We start from the raw sequence: 19,304 nt of genomic DNA, 5'->3' as shown, positions 1-19,304 counted from the left end.
GCCCCCAGCGAACCAGGGCGCTCGTCACTGCGGGGCGGTCCGCTCGGATGCTAGAAAGACTCCATGAACCTGACTCTTGAAGCACCCCGGCTCACGGCACACGACCGCTGCGACCGCTGCGGCGCCCAGGCGTACGTCCAGGTGCTCCTGGAAGCGGGCGGCGAGCTGATGTTCTGCGCCCACCACGCCCGCGCTCACCAGGACGCGCTCAGCACCGTCGCCTCCGAGGTCATCGACGAGACCGAGCGTCTGCACGCCAAGCCGGAGCCCGTCGAGGACTGACCCCTCCCCGGCCCCGCGGCCCCTCACCAGCGAAGAAGGTGCGGTTCTGAACCATCCGGCCCCCGGATCCGGTTCAGAGCCGCACCTCTTTTCTCGGTCCTGGCCGTCGCGGTCGGAGGGCGCGGATCTCTCGATCGTCGCGCTCCTGATGGCGACGAACCGGTGAGGCTCGGTGCGCGAGTGGCGACCACCCGGTGCAGCTCAGCGGGCGAGCAGGTCCCGGGCGTCGGCGCGGTACTCCACCCACGAGGTGACGTGGCCCTCGCGCGGGTCGGTGCGTCCGGTCGGGACGAACCCGAGGCGCACGTAGCTGCGCTGCGCCCGCGCGTTCGCGGAATCCACGTCCAGGGTGAGATGGGGCCGGCCGATCTCGAGGGCGAGCGCGGCGGCCGCCCGCATCAGGAGGGCCGAGAGCCCGCCGCCGCGGGCGGCGGGGGTCACCCACATCGAGACCACGTGCGCATGGTCCTCGGGGATCGGCTCCTGCGGGACGTATCCCTCCGGGAGCACCCCGATGCCGCCGAGCACCTCCTGCGCTCGACGGGCCTGGAGGTGCAGGCGCGGCCCGGCGAGCTCCGCGCGCCACTCCTCCTCGCTGCGCCGCGCGACCTCCGCCGGGTCCGCCCAGAAGGCCTCGGGGGCATCGCGCAGCATCGCCAGGCGCAGGTCGCGGTGCCGCTCCCAGTCCTCGGGTCCCACGCGCACCACGGCCAGGTCATCGTCCACCGCGGCGGCGCCGCCCTCCCGGGTGGGGAGTACGGCGCCGCGGTCGTGCAGGGTCGTCACCTCGATGCCGCCCTCCGGCCTCAGTCCAGGTAGTCGCGCAGAACCTGCGAGCGCGAGGGGTGACGCAGCTTCGACATCGTCTTGGACTCGATCTGACGGATCCGCTCGCGGGTCACGCCGTAGACCTTGCCGATCTCGTCGAGGGTCTTGGGCTGGCCGTCCTCGAGGCCGAAGCGCATCGAGACCACACCGGCCTCGCGCTCGGAGAGGGTGTCGAGCACCGAGTGCAGCTGCTCCTGCAGCAGGGTGAAGCTCACCGCATCCGCGGGGACCACGGCCTCCGAGTCCTCGATGAGGTCACCGAACTCGCTGTCGCCGTCCTCGCCCAGCGGGGTGTGCAGGGAGATCGGCTCGCGGCCGTACTTCTGGACCTCGACGACCTTCTCGGGCGTCATGTCCAGCTCCTTGGCCAGCTCCTCCGGCGTGGGCTCGCGGCCCAGGTCCTGGAGCATCTGGCGCTGGACGCGGGCCAGCTTGTTGATGACCTCGACCATGTGCACGGGGATGCGGATGGTGCGGGCCTGGTCCGCCATGGCGCGGGTGATGGCCTGGCGGATCCACCAGGTGGCGTAGGTGGAGAACTTGTAGCCCTTGGCGTAGTCGAACTTCTCCACCGCGCGGATCAGCCCGAGGTTGCCCTCCTGGATCAGGTCCAGGAACAGCATGCCGCGGCCCGTGTAGCGCTTGGCGAGGGAGACCACCAGGCGCAGGTTGGCCTCGAGCAGGTGGTCCTTGGCGGCGCGGCCGTCCTCGGCGATCATCGTCAGCTCGCGGCCGGCCTTGTTCAGGCGGCCCCGGGCCGTGTCGACGTACTTCTCCTCGTCGCGCTTGAGGATCTGCTCCGCGTAGAGGCCGGCCTCGATCCGCTCGGCGAGCTCGACCTCCTGGGCGGCGTTGAGCAGAGCGACCTTGCCGATCTGCTTGAGGTAGTCCTTGACCGGGTCCGCGGTCGCGCCGGCGGTGACGACCTGCTGCGCGGGAGCGTCGTCCTCGGCGGCGTTGAAGACGAAGCCGCCGGAGGCCTCGACCTTGTCGTCGTCGGCGCTGGCCGGCTTCTTGGTCTCGGTCTCCTCGGTCTCCTCGACCTCCTCCGGCTCGGCATCCGTGGAGGCGACGGCCTTCTTCGCAGCGGTCTTCTTGGGCGCCGCCTTGCGGGCGGGCGCCTTCTTCGCAGCAGCCTTCTTCGCGGTGGTCTTGTCCTTCTCGACGGGGGTCGCGGCCTGGACGGCCTCGGAGCTCTCCGCGGCGTCCGCGGACGCGCCGGTGGCGCGGGTCGAGGTCGTCGCCGCGGGGGCGGTCTCGGTCTTGGAGGAGGTCACAGAGTTCCTTCTTCCGGCGGCGGCCCGAACAGGGGCGGTCCGCCACGTTCGGGCGATCAGTCATCTCGGCGCGGCTCGAGGGTTCCGCTCCCGCGCTGCGATCCGGTTCCCACCGGTTTCACGGCGCGCGAAGGCGCGATGCCGTCAAGCCTGTCGAGTATAACGCCCGTGCGGCGGGGTTATTCCCGGCACCCCGGAGCGGATCCTCGCGATCTCAGGCCGGGAGACGAGGATCATCCTTGACGGCGAGCACGGGGCACTGCGCGCCGAGCACCACCCGGCGCGCCCCGGCGCCGAGGTTGAGCTTGCCGATCGGCGGCTTGCGGCGCAGGCCGATCACCACCAGGCTCGCCGCGGCCTCCTCCGCGACCGCGAGCACGAACTCGCCGATGTCGCGGTCCGGGCAGCTGTGGACCGTCACCTCGGGGAGCTCGCTGCCGGTCTCGGCGAGCGCGGCGAGCACCTCGTCCTCGGAGGCGGCGGACAACCCCTTGTCCCGGTCACGGTACTGGTGCGAGGCGATGATCAGTCCCTCGCCGGTGCGGCGGGCGTAGCGTGCGGCCGCCTTCAGGGCGGCGGCCCCCTGTCCTGACGGGGAGTACCCCACGACGATGGTCATGCGACCTCTCCCTCTTCACGGCGACTACGGCGGCGCATCGTTGGCGCCGAAGCGCCGCGTCCGCCCAGCTTAGCCATCCATGAGCTCACTGATCCACTCGGCGAGGCCCGGATGGGCGGTGAGGAAGGCGTCGTGCCCGATCGGTGAGCGTGCCAGGTGCCGGTCGACGTGTTCGATGTGCTCGGCCATCTCGTCGACGAGCGCGGGCGGGAAGAGCCGGTCCGAATCGATCGCGACCACCAGGGTGCGGGCGCGCACCCGCCCCAGGGCGGCCTCGAGGCCGCCGCGGCCCCGCCCCACGTCATGGGTGCTCATGGAGCGCGCGAGGGTGAGATAGGAGTTCGCGTCGAAGCGCCGGGCGAGCTTGGCGGCGTGATGGTCCAGGTAGCTGGTGATCTGGTGCCTGCCCTGTCCGTCCAGGGGATCCTCCCGGCCCTGGGGCCGGTTGCCGAACCGGGTCTCGAGCTCCTCGGCCGTGCGGTAGGTGGTGTGCGCGATCCGGCGCGCGATGCCGAGGCCCAGATGGGGTCCCTCCGCGGCGGGGAGGTGGTAGTAGTCCCCGCCGTGGAAGCCGGGGTCGACCTCGATGGCGGCGATCTGTGCGCTGTTCCAGGCGATCTGGTCCGCGGTGGCGCGGGCGGAGGACGCGATCACGCCGAGGCGGCGGACCTCGTCGGGGTGCGTGACGCCCCATTCGATGGCGCGCATCCCGCCCATCGAGCCGCCGATCACCAGGGCCCATCCGGGGATCCTCAGCTCCTCGCGCAGACGGCGCTCCGCAGCGACCTGGTCGCGGGTGGTGACGGCGGGGAAGCGCGAGCCCCACGGACGGCCGTCGGGTGCCGGGGAGCTGGGGCCCGTGCTGCCCTGGCAGCCGCCGAGCACGTTCGGGGCGATGACGAAGTGACGGTCGGTGTCGATCGGACGGCCGGGACCCACCATCTCCTCCCACCAGCCGGGGCTGGGGTGGGCGGGGCCGGCGGGGCCGAGGACGTGGGAGTCGCCGGTCAGCGCGTGCAGGACCAGGACGGCGTTGCCGCGGTCCGCATCGAGGGTCCCCCAGGTCTCGTACGCCAGGGTGACCTCCTCGAGCACCGCGCCGCTCTCGAGGGTCAGCGGCCCCACCTGGGCGAAGCGGCGATCGCCGGCACCGTGCTCCGGGCGCCAGGCCCCTCCGTCCGGCACGGGGGCCGTGGGCGCGAGCTCCGCAGCCACGCCGCGCCGTTCTCCGAGGACCGTCATCGGCGGTGCTCCTTCCTGCTCCCTCCGCGACGCCGCTCGCGCCCACCGGCTCAGCGGCTGGGCCACCAGGCAGGGCGGATCGGGGTGTCGGTCATTCTCGAGAGCAAGGGTGCCAGAGTCGAGTCCGGTTCCCGATCCCGGAGCTCGTCGATGAGACCGCCGGCGGTGGCGAAGCGGTGGTTCCACCACGCCAGCAGGACCAGCAGGGAGGTGAGGGCGCGCCAGGCCGAGCGCGCCGTCGCCCGCTCGGCGCGCGGGGTGTGATCGGATGCCGCTGCCGCGACGAGCCGGAGCTCACCGAGCGCGCTGTACCAGCTCCCACCTGCGCAGACGTCGGCATGCGGAGTCCATCGGGGGTCGCTGACGAGCACCTGGAGGAGGGACTCGCGGTCGATGGCCCCCGCTCCGCCGTGCTCGACGCACTGCGCGAGGAGCTCCCATTGCAGTCGATCCACGGCGAGCGCGGACAGCAGCGCCGCGATCGGTTCACATTCCGTCATCCACTCCGCCTCCGCGGCGGGGTCGTCGCCTCGTCGGAGGTGCTCCAGCGCTCCCCGCGCCGCGCTGAACAGTGCCCCGGGATCTGCTCTCGACCCCAGGTCCGGGACCGGCAGGCGGAGGGATCGCCCGATGCCCTCCAGCATCGCGGCCGGCGGCCCTTCGTGCCCGATCGGCCGCCCGCGCAGCACGGCCGCGGCCGCGGCCCGGGTGTCCGAGAACTCCCGCAGGGGCCCCACCGGGAGGACCTCCACCGCCTCCTCCCGACCGGAGCCCCGAAGGGGGAGGAGCTCCCAGGCCGCGCCGTTCGCCGCGGCGCTCACCGTGAGCAGCTGGCACTCCCCCGCCGCCGCGGCCGCCCGGACCGCTGCCCCGGCGCGGCGCAGGACGTCCCCGCTCACGCTCTCGAGGACCGCCTGGTAGCCGTCACCGACCACCACCAGTGCCCGGACCTGCTCGACGCCGCGCCGACGCAGGAGCTCCAGATGCTCCTCCAGGCGGTCGCCGCCGCCCGTGGCCAGCAGGTCGCGCAGCGGGGAGCGGGTGAGGAGCGGCAGGACTCCCGGAAGCCCCTCCCCTGCCAGGATCAGGCAGTCGGAGGGCGGCTCGCAGAGGCTGAGGCGGGTCTCCGCGAGCAGCTCGGAGGGGTCATGGGTCGAGGGCAGACGCGGTCCGGGATCGGTGGGCGGGGTGTGACGGGTCATGAGCGAAGACCCTCGCCGATCCGCGGACTCGCCGGGGCCGGTCGGCGGCCGCTGGGGACGCCGGACGCCTGGGGAGGAACGGTGCAGCGCGCAGGGAGCGCGCCCAGGCCGACGTGGGATGATCGCGGTGCCGTGAGAAAGGATCCCCCGATGTCCCCTGCCGAGTCCCCTCCCGCCCCCGCGCGCCTGCTCGCCCTGGACGAGCAGCTGATCGCCCGGGTCGCAGGTGTCACCGACGAGGAGATCGCACGGCGGCGCCGGCACCTGGAGGACATCTCCCCCGAGGCCGCGACGCTCGCCGATGCGCTGGGCGGCTACCTCGACGGCGGCAAGCTGCTGCGCCCCCGCTTCTGCTTCTGGGGAGCGGTCGCGGCGCTGGACGCGGAACCCTCCGCGGACCAGCTCGACGCCCTGGCGCGCTGCGGTGCGGCGATCGAGCTGGTGCAGGCCGCAGCCCTGATGCACGACGACGTCATCGACCACTCCCCGGTGCGCCGCGGCCGTCCGGCCCTGCACGTCGAGGCCGCCGCACGGCATCGCGGCGGCGCGCTGCGCGGCTCCCCCGAGGACTACGGGATCGGCGTCGCGATCGTGCTCGGCGACCTGGCGCTCAGCTGGGCCGAGCAGCTGGCCGCGCCGGTGACCGACGGAGGCTCGCGCAGCTCCCGCGCGCGGGAGGAGTTCGATGCGCTGCGCACCGAGGTGATGGCGGGGCAGTATCTCGACATCCTCCATCAGGCCGGCGGCTTCGACTCCGCCCCGGACCGGGAGCAGGCGGCGCTCTCGGTGATCCGCTGGAAGACGGTGCCCTACACGGTGCAGCGCCCGGTGCGGCTCGGCGCCGCGCTGATGGGCGCGTCGGATCCGGTCCTGGAGACCCTCGGGGACTGGGCGATCGAGGTCGGCACGGCCTTCCAGCTGCGGGACGACCTGCTCAGCGTGGTGGGCGACCAGGACGAGACCGGCAAGCCGATCGGCGGCGACATCGTCGAGGGCAAGCGCACCGTGCTGCTGGCGAGGACCGAGGCGGCGGCGGATGCCGCGGGCCGCGCCCTGCTCGAGTCGGTGGTGGGCCGCAGCGACGCGACACCGGAGCAGATCACCTCCGTGCATGCGCTCATGCGCTCCACCGGCGCCGTCGCCTCGGTGGCCGAGGAGGTGCGGAGTCGGGCCGCGCGGGCCCAGGCCATCCTCGAGCGCGGCGCAGGGATCGGGGACCTCGGCCGGGCGGGCCTCACCGCTCTCGCCGTTCAGGCCACCGACGTGGACTCGCTGCCCGGGTGATCCGGCCGTGCCGGGCGGCGCGGCCTCGAGGCCCCGGTGCGCTCAGAGGGCGAGAGCCAGCGCGCGACGCCGCACCTCGCCGCGCTGACCTCGGCGGAGGTGATCGATCGGCCGCCCGGGCAGCGACTCGTCCGGGGTGAACAGCCAGGCGAGGAGCTCCTCATCCTCGAAGCCGCCGTCGCGCAGGATGGTGATCGTCCCCGCCAGGTGCGGCGTCACCTCGCCGTCGGTGATCATCGCCTCCGGCACCACGCGCAGGACGGGGTCGCCACGGCGCACGGCGATCAGCTGCCCCTCCTCGATGAGGCGGCGGACGCGCGAGACCTCCAGGTCCAGTCGCTCCGCGACGTCCGGGAGGGGGAGCCAGTCGGTGATGAGGGCGTCGAGATCGGTCACGGGACCAGCGTGCCACGCCCGGGGCGCCGGCGCACGCCGTGCCCCGTGCGGGACGGGCCGCACCTCACACTTCCGCCCACCCCCGCCGTGTGTCGCTGCGGCCTCCCCGCGCCGGGGCCGCATACATTGAGCCCGTGAGCGCGGCGACGTCGACTTCCCCCGGCATCAGCCTGCTCCTCGACGACCGCTACCGGGTCGAGGAGCCGATCGCTCGCGGCGGGATGGCCACGGTGCACCGCGGGCACGACGAGCGCCTGGATCGCGTCGTCGCCCTGAAGATCATGCATCCCCACCTGGCGATGGACGAGGACTTCCGCCGCCGCTTCGGCCGCGAGGCGCGCTCCGCGGCCCGGCTCGCCCACCCCAACGTCGTCGGGGTGTTCGACCAGGGCGCGGACGAGGACCGGATCTATCTGGCGATGGAGCTCGTCGAGGGCGAGACGCTGCGCTCCCGCATCGTCGCCCAGGAGCGCCTGACGGTCCGCGAGAGCCTCGAGATCACCGCCCAGGTGCTCGAGGCGCTGGTCGCCGCGCACGAGGCGGGGATCGTCCACCGTGACATCAAGCCGGAGAACATCCTCATCGACCGCGAGGAGATCGTGAAGGTCGCCGATTTCGGCCTCGCGCGGGCGATCGGGACGAACAGCTCCTCGGCGAGCGCCACCCTGCTGGGCACCGTGGCCTACATCAGCCCGGAGCACGTCACGCGCGGGCACGCCGACGAGCGCAGCGATCTCTACTCCCTGGGCGTGGTGCTGTTCGAGATGCTCACCGGGCGCCAGCCCTTCCTCGGCGATCAGCCGGTCCACATCGCCTTCCAGCACGTGCACGAGGACATCCCTGCCCCGTCCACCCTGGTCAGCGGCATCCCTCGAGAGCTCGACTCCCTGGTGACCTGGTCCGCCGCCCGTCCCGTCGGGCAGCGCCCCGGCACTGCCGCGGACATGCTGCGCGCCGTGCGGGAGCTGTCCGCCACCCTCCCGGACACCGCGCTCGACGTCCGTCCCGCCCCCTACGAGGACCCCGACACCTCGGACCTGCCGCTCGTGACCGCGCCCCTCGACGAGGCCCTCACCGAGCTCGACCGCGGCCCGCGCGCCTTCCCCGCCGACCTCCTCGCCGCCGAGGGCGAGGGCCCCGACGTCCCGCGCGACACGGACGAGGACGTCCTGGCCGACACCGCCGACACCGACACCGACGAGGGCATCGGCACCGACACCGCGACGGACCCCGCGCCGCGGAGCCCCGAGGCGGAGGAGGACGAGACACCGCGGATCGTGATCATGCGCCCGCCGCGCGGTCCCCGCGGACGCCACCTGCTCCCGGGCACGCCCCGGCGCTCGCGCCCCCTCGCCCTGCTGGCCACGCTGAGCCTCGTCGCCGCCCTCGGCGGCGGCGCCTGGTCCGGCGCCGACTGGTATCTCAACGAGGGCCCCGGGGCGGACCGCACGGTCCCGCTGGTCACCGGCACGCCGCTGGCGGACGCGGATGCCGCCCTCACGGCCGAGGACCTCGCCGTCAGCACCGAGGAGCGCTTCGACGCCTCCGTCCCGGCCGGGCACGTCATCGACGTGACGCCGTCGACGGGTGCCACCGTCAAGAAGGGCGCCGACGTCCACGTGGTGGTCTCCCGGGGTGAGCAGACGTTCCCGGTCCCGGACCTGGTGGGCACCGATCTCGACACGGCCCGCGCCGAGGTCGAGGAGCGCGGGCTCGAGCTGGTGGAGGACGATCCGGAGTACTCCGAGAGCGCGCCGGCCGGGGAGATCCTCTCGCAGTCGGCGGACGCCGAGGCGCTGCCGGAGGGCGGGGAGGTCCACGTCGTCGTCTCACAGGGGCGTGAGCCGATCGCGATCCCCGACCAGCGCGGCTCCAGCGGCTCGAGCGCCCGGTCCACGCTCGAGAGCGCGGGCTTCACGGTGACCGCCTCGCAGGCGCACTCCGGTTCCGTCCCGCGCGGCGCCGTCATCTCGCAGGACCCCGCCTCCGGCACCGGGCACCGCGGCGACACCGTGCACCTGGTCACCTCCCTGGGCCCTGAGATGGTCAGCGTCCCGGACGTCTTCCAGCAGCCGGAGGCGGAGGCGAAGGCCGCCCTGGAGGCGGCCGGCTTCACGGTCGAGGTGGTGCACGACAAGGGCGAGCCGGTCTTCGGCCTCGTCTACGAGCAGTCCGCGGCCGCCGGCGGCGAGCTCGAGAAGGGCTCGACGGTCACGATCAAGGTGTTCTGACCCCGGCCCCGCGAGCGCACCGCCGCAGGACCGCGACGGCGCGCCGGGCGGCTCAGCGGCGGGAGAGCATCTCCGCGACGAGGAAGGCCAGCTCGAGGGACTGCTGGTGGTTCAGACGCGGATCCACGAGGGTCTCGTAGCGGCGCGTCAGCCCCTCCTCGTCGATCTCGCCGCTGCCGCCGAGGACCTCGGTGACGTCATCGCCGGTGAGCTCCATGTGCAGCCCGGCCGGGACGGTGCCGAGCGCCTGGTGCACCTCGAAGAAGCCGACGACCTCGTCGAGGATGTCCTCGAAGCGGCGGGTCTTGTATCCGTTGGAGGAGGTGATGGTGTTGCCGTGCATCGGGTCCGTCATCCACGCCACCTGGGCTCCGGCGTCACGGACTCCCTCGACCAGGGCGGGGAGACGGTCGCGGATGGTGGCGGCCCCCATGCGGGTGATGAACGTCAGGCGTCCGGGCTCCCGCTCGGGGTCGAGGCGATCGATGAGGCGCAGCGCGTCGTCGACGGTCGCCGTCGGCCCCAGCTTCACGCCGATCGGATTGCGCAGCCGCGCCATGAAGTCCACGTGCGCACCGTCGAGCTGCCGGGTGCGCTCGCCGATCCACAGCAGATGGCCGGAGCAGCCGTAGATCTCCCCGGTGCGGGAGTCGATCCGGGACAGGGCCTCCTCGTAGTCGAGCAGGAGCGCCTCGTGCGAGGCGTAGAACTCGACCACCTTGAGGGCGTCGAAATCGGCGCCGATGGCGTCCATGAACCGGATCGCCTTGTCGATCTGGCCCGCCAGCTCCTCGTAGCGGTCGTACCCCGCACCGGAGGTGAAGCCGCGGTTCCAGGAGTGCACCTCGCGCAGGTCCGCGAAGCCGCCGCCGGTGAAGGCGCGCAGGAGGTTCAGGGTCGAGGCGCTGGTGGTGTACGTCGTCCACAGGCGATGAGGATCGGGGATCCGGGACTCGGGGGTGAAGGCGTGGGCGTTGACGGCGTCCCCGCGATAGGTCGGCAAGGTGACGCCGTCGCGGGTCTCCTCGTCGGCCGAGCGCGGCTTGGCGAACTGACCGGCCATGCGGCCCATCTTGACCACCGGCACCGAGGCGCCGTAGGTGAGGACCGCGGCCATCTGCAGGATCGTGCGGATCTTGTTGCGGATGCGATCGGCGGTCGAGTCGGCGAAGGTCTCCGCGCAGTCTCCGCCCGCGAGCAGGAAGGCCTCGCCGCGGGCCGCCGCCGCGATCCGGTCCCGCAGGACGTCGACCTCCCCGGCGAACACGAGCGGCGGGGCGGCCCGCAGGTCCTCGAAGACCGCGGCGCGCTCCGCCTCGTCGGGCCACACCGGCTGCTGCACCCGCGGATACTCGCGCCACGCGCCGAGGGCCGCCAGGCCGTCGTCGGCCGAGGACAGGTAGAAGTCGTGGGCGCGAGCGGGGGCGTCAGGGCTGTATGCAGTCACGCGGACAGGGTATCCAGTCCCTCCGGCTGCGGCGTGCAGGTCCCAGTGGGCGGTACTGCACAGGAGCGCCGGCGCCGCGGACGGCCGCTCACCCGTCCGCGCCTCCCGAGCGCTCGGCCGCCGCCCGCAGCTCGCGCTTCCGCTCGGCCGCGTACATGTCCACCCGCTCCTGTCCGGAGAGCTCCTGGATGCTGGTCATCACCGCGTCGGTCACGGCCCGCAGGATCCGCGCCTCCTCGGCGCCCTCGAGGCGCGCCACGATCGCCGGCACGTCCACGGGCTCGCCGACGACCGCGCGGATCCGCGGCCGACGGTGCGGGAAGCAGCGCCGCCCCCGCTGCGCCTCGAAGGCCCCGTTCATCGCGACCGGGACGATCGGCGCGTCGGTGGCCAGCGCGAAGCGCGCCACGCCCGTCTTGCCCCGATAGAGCCGTCCGTCCGGGCTGCGGGTCCCCTCGGGGAAGATGCCCAGCACCTCGCCGGCGGACAGCACCTCGAGCCCGGCCTCGATCGCCGAGCGGGAGGCGCCGCCCCCGCTGCGATCCACCGGCATCACGTGCAGCCCGCGCATGACGGCGGCGATCACACGGCTGACCGGCGAGGTCCCCGCGAAGATGTCCGACTTCCCCAGGAAGTGCACGGAGCGGCGCACCTGGCCGGGCAGGAAGACCGTGTCGGAGTAGGCCAGATGGTTCGAGGCCAGGATCACCGGGCCGGTCACCGGGATGTTCTCGACCCCGGTGATGCTCGGGTTCCACAGCACCCGCACCACCCCCATGACGAACGGCTTGGCGATCTCGTACAGCACGGGGACTCCTGGGGTCGGGCTCCGCGGAGCGAGCTCGAGGGCGACGTAGCATGCGGGCGCAGATGCGACCATGGACACATGGCGTTCAGCGAACAGTCCCGTCCCTGGCGCGCGCGGGGTCACTCTAACCCGCGCGGCGGGCTGCTCCTGTGCCATGGATTCACCGGCTCGCCCCAGTCCCTGCGCCCCTGGGCCGAGGACCATGCCGCTCGTGGCTGGGAGGTGGAGCTGCCGCTCCTTCCCGGCCACGCCCGCAGCGAGCGGGAGCTGGCGGCCGCCCGCTGGCAGGAGTGGTACGGCTGCGTGCGGGACGCGGCGCTCGAGCTGTCCGACCAGCTCGGTCCGATCGCCGTCGGCGGGCTGTCGATGGGCGGTGCGCTCGCCCTCGCACTCGCCGAGGATCCGGTGCTCGAGGACCGGATCGCGGTGCTCGTCGCGGTGAATCCCGGGATCACGGTTCCCCGCGCGGCCCACCTCGCCGGGCTCCTGGCCCCGTTCGTGCCCACCCTCGCCGGCATCGGCTCGGACATCGCGCGCCCGGGCGTGCGCGAGGAGGCGTACGACGCGCTGCCCGTCCGGGCGGTGGTCGAGCTGCGCCGGCTGCTGGGCACCACCCGGAGGGACCTCGGCGCCGTCCGGGCTCCCCTGCTGCTGGCCACCTCGAGCGTCGACCACACGGTCCCGCCCTCGGACAGCGACCTGGTGGCTGCCCGGGTGAGCGGCGAGGTCGAGCGCCTGGCGCTGCGCCGCAGCCACCATCTGGCACCGCTGGACCATGACGCCGCGCTGCTGTTCGAGACCTCGGCGCGGTTCCTCGAGGACCATGTCCCCGTCCCCTCACCGGTGGGAGGTGCGCGATGAGCTCCGACCGTCCCCATGCCCACGACCCGCGGGACGTCGACGCCGAGTTCGCCCGGATGCTCGAGCTCGAGGGCCTCGAGCTGCATCCGGGCGAGGCACCCCATGAACCGGCCGCCGGGGAGCACCCTCGCCCGTCGGACGAGGATCCGGACGGGTTCGTCGAGGGCCCGGACTCCCCCTCGGAGCCGCCGAGCGCCGAGTCCCGCGCCCGCTCCCGCGCCGCGCACCCCTCGGCAGGCGGCCACGACCCCACGGCCGGGCTGCGCGGTGCGGTGGGTCCGCGGGAGCTGGACGACGACGAGGTGATCTACGGCGACTTCGAGCCTCCGGACCCCGATCTGCCGCAGCCCACCTCCGCGCTGCTGTGGTCGTGGACCGCGCTGCTGGGGGGATTCGTCCTGATCCTGGTGGTCGCGATCTCGACCGCCCTGCCCACCGCTCTCGGCTGGGTGGGCGCCGTGGCGGCCCTGGGCGGCATCGTCTCGCTGCTGTGGCGAGCTCCTCGGGAGCGGCGCGACGAGGGCGACCACGGAGCTCAGGTGTAGCGCCCGCGACCGCCGTGCCGGACGCGGCTCGCGACTCCGCGGCGCGGCCCCCTCAGCGGGCGAGGTCCGCGGCGCCGACGATGCCGGCCCGGTTGCCCATGCTCGCCAGGACGAACGGCGCGATCGGACGATGCCGGCGCGCGGTGAGGTTCGCGGCGTAGGCCTCGCGCGCCGGATCCAGCAGCAGGTCACCGGCCGCCGCGACGCCGCCGCCGACCACGATGACGTCGGGGTCCAGCAGCGTGGAGATGGAGGCCATGCCCAGTCCCAGCCAGGAGCCGAGCCCGCCGATCAGCTCGACGGAGCCCGGATCGCCCTGCTGCGCGAGGCGGGTGATGAGGGGCCCGTCGATCTCCTCGCGCACGCCGCCGGCAGCGGCCATCAGGGGATCCAGCAGGGGATCGCCCGCCGCGGCGCGGTGGGCGGCGGTGCGCACGAGCGCCGTGCCGGCGGTGTACTGCTCGAGGCAGCCGCGGCGACCGCAGCCGCACCACTGGCCGTCGGGCACGGCGGTCATGTGCGCGATCTCGCCGGCGAAGCCCGCGCCGCCGCGCACCAGGTGGCCATCCATGACGATGGCTCCCCCCAGACCGGTGCCGACGGTGACCATGAGCATGTGCACGGCCCCGGTCGCCGCGCCGAAGCGGTACTCCGCCCAGCCCGCCGCGTTCGCATCGTTCTCCACCACCACGGGCAGGCCCGTGAGGCGTTCGAGCTCATCGGCCAGCGGGTGCTGGCGCCAGGCGAGGTTGGCCGCGAAGTTCACGGTGCGGCGATCGGCGCCCACGAATCCGGCGGCGCCCACGCCCACGCCCACCACCTCGTGATCGGCCCGCAGCTCGACGACGGCATCGGCGACCGCGGCCTCGATCAGCGCGGGATCCGTCGCGGGCGTGCTCCGCGTCGTGGACGCGATGATCTCGCCCTCGTCGTCGACCACTCCGGCCGCGATCTTCGTCCCGCCGATGTCCACCCCGATGGAGAGCATGCCGCTCCTTCTGCTCGTTCTGTCGCCTCGCGGCGGTGCGTCCCCCTCACGGGGTGCGGCCGCGCGGCGGGGGGATTCCCCCGCCCGCCTGCCTGTCGGAGCCCATCGTAGAGGGCCCTGCCGTAGGATCGGGACGACACCACCAGCGCTTCCGGGCAGGCGTCCGGCTCGCCGGACTGGTGCACCGGCCCGGATCGAAGGAGATTCGATGAAGCAGTTCACCACGCCCCAGCAGCACGAGAGCCGCCCGGAGGAGAACACGACGGATCTCCTGCTCGGCCGTCTGCGCGCGAGCCCCTCGGTGCCGATCTTCGAGCGCGTCCAGCCCGACGGCTCCTACCTCCCCCTGAGCACCGCCGACTTCGTCGACGAGGTCAAGCGGCTCGCCAAGGGCCTGATCGCCTCCGGGGTCGGGTCCGGCGACGTGGTCGGGATCCTCTCCCGCACCCGCTACGAATGGGCCCTGGTGGACTGGGCCGTGTGGTGGGTAGGGGCCGTCAGCGTGCCGATCTACGAGACCTCCTCCCCCAGCCAGATCCAGTGGATCGCCTCGGAGTCCTCCGCGAAGTACATCCTCGTGGAGTCGACGCGGCATCGCGAGGACGTGGAGTCCGTGCGCGGGGAGCTCCCCGCGCTCGAGCACATCGGCGTGCTCGACGACGGCATCCTCGAGGAGCTCGGGCGCCGCGGCGCCGACATCAGCGACGAGGAGCTCGAGTCCCGGCGCGTCTCGCGCCGACTCGAGGACGTGGCCACCATCATCTTCACCTCCGGCACCACGGGCCGCCCCAAGGGCGCCGAGCTCACCCACGCGAACTTCGTGGACACCACGCGCAGCGCCGTGAACCTGCTGGGGCAGCACGTGCTCCCCCCGGGCTCCCGGATGCTGATGTTCCTGCCGATGGCGCACGTCTTCGCGCGGCTGCTCACCGTGCTCGCCGCCGCCTGGCCCGTGACCACCGCGTTCACCCCGGACACCAAGAACCTGTTGCCGGACCTCGCCGCCTTCCGGCCCACCTTCCTGCTGGCCGTCCCCCGCGTCTTCGAGAAGGTCTACAACGGGGCCGAGGCCAAGGCGATCGCCGGCGGGCGCGGGAAGATCTTCACCGCCGCGGCGGACACCGCCGTCGCCTACTCGACGGCGCTCTCCGCCGGCCGAGTCCCGCTCCGCCTGCGGCTCAAGCACACCCTGTTCGACAGGCTCGTCTACGGGAAGCTGCGCGGGGCGATGGGCGGGCGCGTCCAGTGGGCGGTCTCGGGCGGGGCGCCGCTCGGGGCTCGGCTGTCCCACTTCTTCCGCGGCATCGGGGTGACGATCCTCGAGGGCTACGGCCTCACCGAGACCACCGCCCCCGTCAGCGTGAACCTCCCGTGGGACGTGCGCCCGGGCACCGTCGGGCCTCCCCTGCCCGGCGCCACCGTCGCGATCGACGACGACGGCGAGATCCTCGTCAAGGGGGTCATGGTGTTCAAGGGCTATCACCGCAACGCCGAGGCCACCGCGGAGGTGCTGCGCGACGGCTGGTTCCGCACCGGCGACCTGGGATCCCTGGACGATGCGGGCAACATCACGATCAGCGGGCGCCGCAAGGAGGTCATCGTCACCGCCGGTGGCAAGAACGTCTCCCCGGCCCAGCTCGAGGACCAGCTGCGTGCGCACCCGCTGGTCAGCCAGTGCGTGGTGATCGGCGACCAGAAGCCGTTCGTCGCCGCGATCCTGACCCTGGACGCGGAGATGCTCTCGACCTGGCTGGCGAACAACGGCCTGCCGGAGATGACGGTGGCCGAGGCCGCCCAGGACCAGCGGATCCACGACGAGCTGCAGAAGATCGTCGACACGGCCAATGAGACCGTCTCCCGGGCCGAGTCGATCCGCGCCTTCGAGATCATCGACTCGGACTTCACGGAGGAGAACGGCTATCTCACCCCGTCGCTCAAGCTCAAGCGCAACGTGGTCGTCCAGGACATGGCGCCGGTGATCGAGCGGATCTACTCCGGCTCGAAGCCGGCGAGCTGACGGCGCCGCGCCTCCGTCCCGCCGAGGCCGATCGGCGCCGTCCCGGACTGTCGGGGCGGCGCCGTAGTCTGCCTCCATGCCCGCACGCCGTCAGCTGAGCTTCGACGATCTCGGCACCCCGCTGGCGGAGGCCACGCTCGTGGTCGTCGACCTCGAGACCACCGGCACCGACCCCACCGCCGACGTGATCACGGAGATCGGGGCGGTGAAGGTGCGCGGCGGGGAGGTGCTCGGCGAGTTCCGCACCTTCGTGGATCCCGAACGCCCCATCCCGGCCTACATCGCCGCCCTCACCGGCATCACGGACGCCACGGTCGCGGGCGCGCCGGCCGTCGGCACGGTGCTGCCGATGTTCCTGGACTTCGCGGCCGGTGCCGCACTGGTCGCGCACAACGCGCGCTTCGACATCTCCTTCCTCAGCGCGCAGGCCGCCGCCTGCGAGGTCACCTGGCCCTCCCCGACCGTTGTGGACACCCTGGCCCTCGCGCGGACCGTCTTCCGCCGCGACGAGGTGCGCAATCACAAGCTCTCCACCCTCGCCGCGCACGTGGGCGCGAGCATCACACCGGACCACCGGGCGCTCTCCGACGCCCGCGCCACGGTCGACGTCCTCCACGCGATCATCGAGCGCCTCGGTCCCTCCGCCGCCACCCTCGAGGACCTGACCTCCGCGCACCGCCGCGCCACCCCGGTCCAGCTGCGCAAGAAGCACCTGGCCGCGGACGTCCCCCCGGTGCCCGGCGTCTACCAGTTCCTCGACGCGAACGGCGCCGTGCTGTACGTGGGCACCTCGGGGAACCTGCGCACCCGGGTGCGCACCTACTTCACGGCCGCCGAGACCCGGCGCAAGGTGCTGGACATGCTGCCGCGGGCGGAGTCCCTGAGGCTCATCGAATGCGCCACCGCCACCGAGGCGGCGGTCCGCGAGCTGCGCATCATCGCCCGCGAGAAGCCCCCCTCGAACCGCCACGGCCTCTCCCCCGAGACCGCCAACTGGCTGCGGCTCGGCGCCGGCACGGAGGGACTGCGCGGTGCGCGGATCGCCCGCACGGAGGCGGACGGCTCCGCGCAGATCGGACCGCTGACCTCCCGTCACGACATCACCCCGCTGCGTGGTCTGCTCACCGATGCCGTGCTGGGGCGCGGGGCCGGGCTCGAGCGCGCGGGCGCGGAGGCCGCTCACGAGCCCCGTCACCACGACCGGATCCGCCGTGCCATGGTGCAGGACCCCCGCGAGGTCCTCGACCACGTGGCCGCCCGTCTGCGGGCCCAGGTCGAGGCCGGTCGGTACGAGGAGGCGGAGACGCTCCGCCGTCTCGCCCAGACCTATCTCGCCGCCGCGCGGCGTGCCTCCCGACTCCGGGCGATCGCCGAGGTGCCCCTGCTGATCGCCGCCCGCCCCAGCACGGAGGCCGTGATCGGGGGGCGCGGCTGGGAGCTCCTCGCCGTCCGTCACGGCCGCTTCTCCGGCACCACCTTGGTCCCCTCGGGCAAGGATCCGGTGCCCTTCGCCCGGTCGCTCGCGATCACCGGGATCGGCGAGGCGGAGCACGCCGCCCCGTTGTGCCACGGCTACCACCAGGAGGCGGAGATCCTGCTGTCCTGGCTCGAGGGAGAGGGCGTCCGGACCGTGCTCGCCGAGGGCGCCTGGCAGGTGCCCGCCCGGGCCCGCTTCGAGGTCGAGCATCTCGCAGAGCGCTTCGCACGGACCACGGTCACGTCCGGGGCATAGGCTCGGGGCATCGTCCCGGCGCCTCGGCGCCCCGAACAAGGAGCAGACATGATCACCGCCATCGTCTCGATCGTCGTCGAGCCCAGCCGCATCCCCGAGGTCGCCCAGGAGATCGTCGACATCGAGGGCGTCGAGCAGGTCTACTCCGTCACCGGGGACGTCGATCTCATCGCCGTCGTCCGGGTGCGCGCCCACGAGGACCTCGCCGCGGTCATCGCCGCCCAGCTGAGCAAGGTCGACGGCGTGCTGGACACGACGACGAACATCGCCTTCAAGACCTACTCCTCGCGGGACCTCGACGCCGCCTTCGATCTCGGCATCGACGGCTGATCCCGCGCCGTCCGCCGCAGGGCGCGCCGCGCCCTGCGGCCGGGCCCCGGTGTCTCAGCCCCCGGTGACGGAGGCCTCCTGGGAGGCCTCCGCCCAGAGCTCGAGCAGGACCGCGGGACGGCCGGAGTCGAGCGCCTCGCGCGCCTCCTCGAACGAGTGCGCGAAGCGCGCTTCGAAGCCGTCGGAGGCCGCCTGGTCGATGCCGTCGAAGGCGAGCACCCCGGCCGCGGCGTTGAGCAGCACGGCATCCCGGATGGGGCCCATGCGTCCCTCCCTGTCCCCGGCGAACAGCGAGCGGACCACCTCCGCGTTCTCCTCGGCGCTCCCGCCGCGCAGGGCGTCGTGCTCGCTGCGGGGGATGCCCAGGAGCGCGACGGGATCCAGCACGTGCCGACGCACCTGCCCGCCACGCACCTCCCAGAGGTCCGCGGGCGCGGTCACGGTCAGCTCGTCGAGCCCGTCCTGACCGCGGAAGACCAGCGCGCTGCTGCCGCGCGCGGCGAACACCCTCGCCACGATCGGGGCGAGGGCGGCGTCGGCGACCCCGACGGCGCCGGCCCGCGGTCGTGCAGGGTTCGTGATCGGCCCCAGGACGTTCATCACGGTGGGGATCCCCAGGCCCTTGCGGGCCTCGGCGAAGTACCGCATCGAGGGATGGAACACCTGGGCGAAGAGGAAGGTCATCCCGATCCGGTCCACGAGCTCCTCGACCACCGGCACGGGCAGGTCGAGCCGGATCCCGAGCACCTCGAGCACGTCGGCCGATCCGCTCCTCGAGCTCGAGGAGCGGTTGCCGTGCTTGACGACGGTGCGCCCGGTGGAGGCGATGATCATCGACGCCATCGTCGAGATGTTCACGGTGTGGGCGAGGTCCCCGCCGGTCCCGACGATGTCGACCGCGTGATCGGTGGCGCGCACCGGCCGGGCGTGGGCGACCATCGCATCGGCCAGGGCCTCGAGCTCGCCGCTGGTCACACCCTTGGCCTGGAGGGCCACGAGGAAGCCCGCGAGCTGCACCGCGCTCGCCGATCCGGACATCACCTCGTCCATCGCCCAGGTGGTCTCCGCGGCGTCGAGCTCCTCGCCGCGCACGAGGCGCGCCGTGATCCGGGACCAGGTGGGAGTGTTCTCGCTCATGCTCCGATCATCGCACTTCCGGCCCGCCCGACGTCGCCCTGGTCACCGATCGGATCACGGAAAGGTCACGCCGCCGCA

The 19,304-nt window shown here is 73.2% G+C and carries 18 protein-coding genes; 8 read left to right on the top strand and 10 right to left on the bottom strand.

Features of this window, described 5'->3' with window-relative positions; all coding sequences use genetic code 11:
• Positions 1-63: 63 nt before the first annotated feature.
• Entirely contained in the window at positions 64-282 is a 219-nt protein-coding gene (locus CXH06_RS16770) for a hypothetical protein (protein WP_114856346.1), read from the top strand.
• Positions 283-483: 201 nt separating this feature from the next.
• On the opposite strand, the gene CXH06_RS16765 is transcribed toward CXH06_RS16770, so the two are convergent.
• The 5 genes from CXH06_RS16765 to CXH06_RS16745 all read right to left on the bottom strand — a co-directional run bounded on the left by CXH06_RS16765 (position 484) and on the right by CXH06_RS16745 (position 5,450).
• Entirely contained in the window at positions 484-1,068 is a 585-nt protein-coding gene (locus tag CXH06_RS16765) for a GNAT family N-acetyltransferase (RefSeq protein WP_232820405.1), read from the bottom strand.
• A 20-nt stretch (positions 1,069-1,088) separates the two neighbouring features.
• Entirely contained in the window at positions 1,089-2,444 is a 1,356-nt protein-coding gene (locus CXH06_RS16760) for an RNA polymerase sigma factor (protein ID WP_114856345.1), read from the bottom strand.
• A gap of 157 nt (positions 2,445-2,601) precedes the next feature.
• A complete protein-coding gene (locus CXH06_RS16755; protein ID WP_114856344.1) occupies positions 2,602-3,006 on the bottom strand; it encodes a universal stress protein in 405 nt (134 codons plus the stop codon).
• 69 nt (positions 3,007-3,075) lie between these two features.
• On the bottom strand, positions 3,076-4,248 hold the full coding sequence (locus CXH06_RS16750) for a homoserine O-acetyltransferase (RefSeq protein ID WP_114856343.1): 1,173 nt from the start codon (positions 4,246-4,248) through the stop codon (positions 3,076-3,078).
• 50 nt (positions 4,249-4,298) lie between these two features.
• Positions 4,299-5,450 (bottom strand): hypothetical protein, encoded by a 1,152-nt coding sequence (locus CXH06_RS16745; RefSeq protein WP_114856342.1) that lies wholly within the window; start codon positions 5,448-5,450, stop codon positions 4,299-4,301.
• A 150-nt stretch (positions 5,451-5,600) separates the two neighbouring features.
• Here CXH06_RS16745 and CXH06_RS16740 point away from each other — a divergent pair, with 150 nt between their 5' ends.
• The gene (locus CXH06_RS16740; protein WP_114856341.1) at positions 5,601-6,734 is read left to right on the top strand and encodes a polyprenyl synthetase family protein; all 1,134 of its coding nucleotides are present in this window, start codon (positions 5,601-5,603) and stop codon (positions 6,732-6,734) included.
• A gap of 42 nt (positions 6,735-6,776) precedes the next feature.
• On the opposite strand, the gene CXH06_RS16735 is transcribed toward CXH06_RS16740, so the two are convergent.
• Positions 6,777-7,130 (bottom strand): Rv2175c family DNA-binding protein, encoded by a 354-nt coding sequence (locus tag CXH06_RS16735; protein WP_114856340.1) that lies wholly within the window; start codon positions 7,128-7,130, stop codon positions 6,777-6,779.
• Positions 7,131-7,264: 134 nt separating this feature from the next.
• Between CXH06_RS16735 and pknB the strand changes: the two genes are divergently transcribed.
• Positions 7,265-9,361: a Stk1 family PASTA domain-containing Ser/Thr kinase gene (pknB, locus tag CXH06_RS16730; protein ID WP_114856339.1), complete on the top strand. Its 2,097-nt coding sequence runs from the start codon at positions 7,265-7,267 to the stop codon at positions 9,359-9,361.
• Between the two features lie 52 nt (positions 9,362-9,413).
• Here pknB and CXH06_RS16725 read toward each other — a convergent pair whose 3' ends face one another.
• Entirely contained in the window at positions 9,414-10,808 is a 1,395-nt protein-coding gene (locus CXH06_RS16725) for a class II 3-deoxy-7-phosphoheptulonate synthase (RefSeq protein ID WP_198684096.1), read from the bottom strand.
• 88 nt (positions 10,809-10,896) lie between these two features.
• The gene (locus CXH06_RS16720) at positions 10,897-11,616 is read right to left on the bottom strand and encodes a 1-acyl-sn-glycerol-3-phosphate acyltransferase (RefSeq protein ID WP_114856337.1); all 720 of its coding nucleotides are present in this window, start codon (positions 11,614-11,616) and stop codon (positions 10,897-10,899) included.
• A gap of 78 nt (positions 11,617-11,694) precedes the next feature.
• Here CXH06_RS16720 and CXH06_RS16715 point away from each other — a divergent pair, with 78 nt between their 5' ends.
• Together CXH06_RS16715 and CXH06_RS16710 are read left to right on the top strand one after the other, a co-directional pair.
• Positions 11,695-12,477 (top strand): carboxylesterase, encoded by a 783-nt coding sequence (locus CXH06_RS16715; protein WP_114856336.1) that lies wholly within the window; start codon positions 11,695-11,697, stop codon positions 12,475-12,477.
• Positions 12,474-13,022, top strand: coding sequence for a hypothetical protein (locus CXH06_RS16710; RefSeq protein WP_114856335.1), 549 nt, complete (start codon positions 12,474-12,476; stop codon positions 13,020-13,022). The genes CXH06_RS16715 and CXH06_RS16710 overlap by 4 nt, the downstream gene beginning before the upstream one ends.
• A 52-nt stretch (positions 13,023-13,074) precedes the next feature.
• Here the strand turns inward: CXH06_RS16710 and CXH06_RS16705 are convergent, their stop codons facing one another.
• Positions 13,075-14,010: an ROK family glucokinase gene (locus CXH06_RS16705; protein WP_114856334.1), complete on the bottom strand. Its 936-nt coding sequence runs from the start codon at positions 14,008-14,010 to the stop codon at positions 13,075-13,077.
• Positions 14,011-14,218: 208 nt separating this feature from the next.
• On the opposite strand from CXH06_RS16705, the gene CXH06_RS16700 reads away from it, so the two are divergent.
• The 3 genes from CXH06_RS16700 to CXH06_RS16690 all read left to right on the top strand — a co-directional run bounded on the left by CXH06_RS16700 (position 14,219) and on the right by CXH06_RS16690 (position 18,089).
• Positions 14,219-16,027 carry a long-chain fatty acid--CoA ligase gene (locus CXH06_RS16700; protein ID WP_114856333.1) on the top strand — a complete coding sequence of 603 codons (1,809 nt, stop codon included), beginning with the start codon at positions 14,219-14,221 and terminating at the stop codon, positions 16,025-16,027.
• Positions 16,028-16,103: 76 nt separating this feature from the next.
• Positions 16,104-17,759, top strand: a complete 1,656-nt coding sequence (locus tag CXH06_RS16695; RefSeq protein WP_114856332.1) for a DEDD exonuclease domain-containing protein — start codon at positions 16,104-16,106, stop codon at positions 17,757-17,759.
• A gap of 48 nt (positions 17,760-17,807) precedes the next feature.
• Positions 17,808-18,089 carry an Lrp/AsnC family transcriptional regulator gene (locus CXH06_RS16690; protein ID WP_114856331.1) on the top strand — a complete coding sequence of 94 codons (282 nt, stop codon included), beginning with the start codon at positions 17,808-17,810 and terminating at the stop codon, positions 18,087-18,089.
• A 54-nt stretch (positions 18,090-18,143) separates the two neighbouring features.
• Here CXH06_RS16690 and trpD read toward each other — a convergent pair whose 3' ends face one another.
• Entirely contained in the window at positions 18,144-19,226 is a 1,083-nt protein-coding gene (gene trpD / locus CXH06_RS16685) for an anthranilate phosphoribosyltransferase (protein ID WP_114856330.1), read from the bottom strand.
• Positions 19,227-19,304 lie beyond the last annotated feature (78 nt).

Source organism: Brachybacterium sp. YJGR34 (assembly GCF_003347015.1).
Lineage (GTDB): Bacteria > Actinomycetota > Actinomycetes > Actinomycetales > Dermabacteraceae > Brachybacterium.
The sequence above is the reverse complement of the archived record's forward strand: the minus strand, read 5'-3'. Positions and strand labels throughout refer to the sequence as shown.

Coding starts and splice junctions, on each gene's coding strand:
- CXH06_RS16770 (WP_114856346.1), top strand. CDS start 64: ATGAACCTGACTCTTGAAGCACCCCGGCTCACGGCACACGACCGCTGC.
- CXH06_RS16755 (WP_114856344.1), bottom strand. CDS start 3,006: ATGACCATCGTCGTGGGGTACTCCCCGTCAGGACAGGGGGCCGCCGCC.
- CXH06_RS16750 (WP_114856343.1), bottom strand. CDS start 4,248: ATGACGGTCCTCGGAGAACGGCGCGGCGTGGCTGCGGAGCTCGCGCCC.
- CXH06_RS16745 (WP_114856342.1), bottom strand. CDS start 5,450: ATGACCCGTCACACCCCGCCCACCGATCCCGGACCGCGTCTGCCCTCG.
- CXH06_RS16740 (WP_114856341.1), top strand. CDS start 5,601: ATGTCCCCTGCCGAGTCCCCTCCCGCCCCCGCGCGCCTGCTCGCCCTG.
- CXH06_RS16715 (WP_114856336.1), top strand. CDS start 11,695: ATGGCGTTCAGCGAACAGTCCCGTCCCTGGCGCGCGCGGGGTCACTCT.
- CXH06_RS16710 (WP_114856335.1), top strand. CDS start 12,474: ATGAGCTCCGACCGTCCCCATGCCCACGACCCGCGGGACGTCGACGCC.
- CXH06_RS16705 (WP_114856334.1), bottom strand. CDS start 14,010: ATGCTCTCCATCGGGGTGGACATCGGCGGGACGAAGATCGCGGCCGGA.
- CXH06_RS16700 (WP_114856333.1), top strand. CDS start 14,219: ATGAAGCAGTTCACCACGCCCCAGCAGCACGAGAGCCGCCCGGAGGAG.
- CXH06_RS16695 (WP_114856332.1), top strand. CDS start 16,104: ATGCCCGCACGCCGTCAGCTGAGCTTCGACGATCTCGGCACCCCGCTG.
- CXH06_RS16690 (WP_114856331.1), top strand. CDS start 17,808: ATGATCACCGCCATCGTCTCGATCGTCGTCGAGCCCAGCCGCATCCCC.
- trpD (WP_114856330.1), bottom strand. CDS start 19,226: ATGAGCGAGAACACTCCCACCTGGTCCCGGATCACGGCGCGCCTCGTG.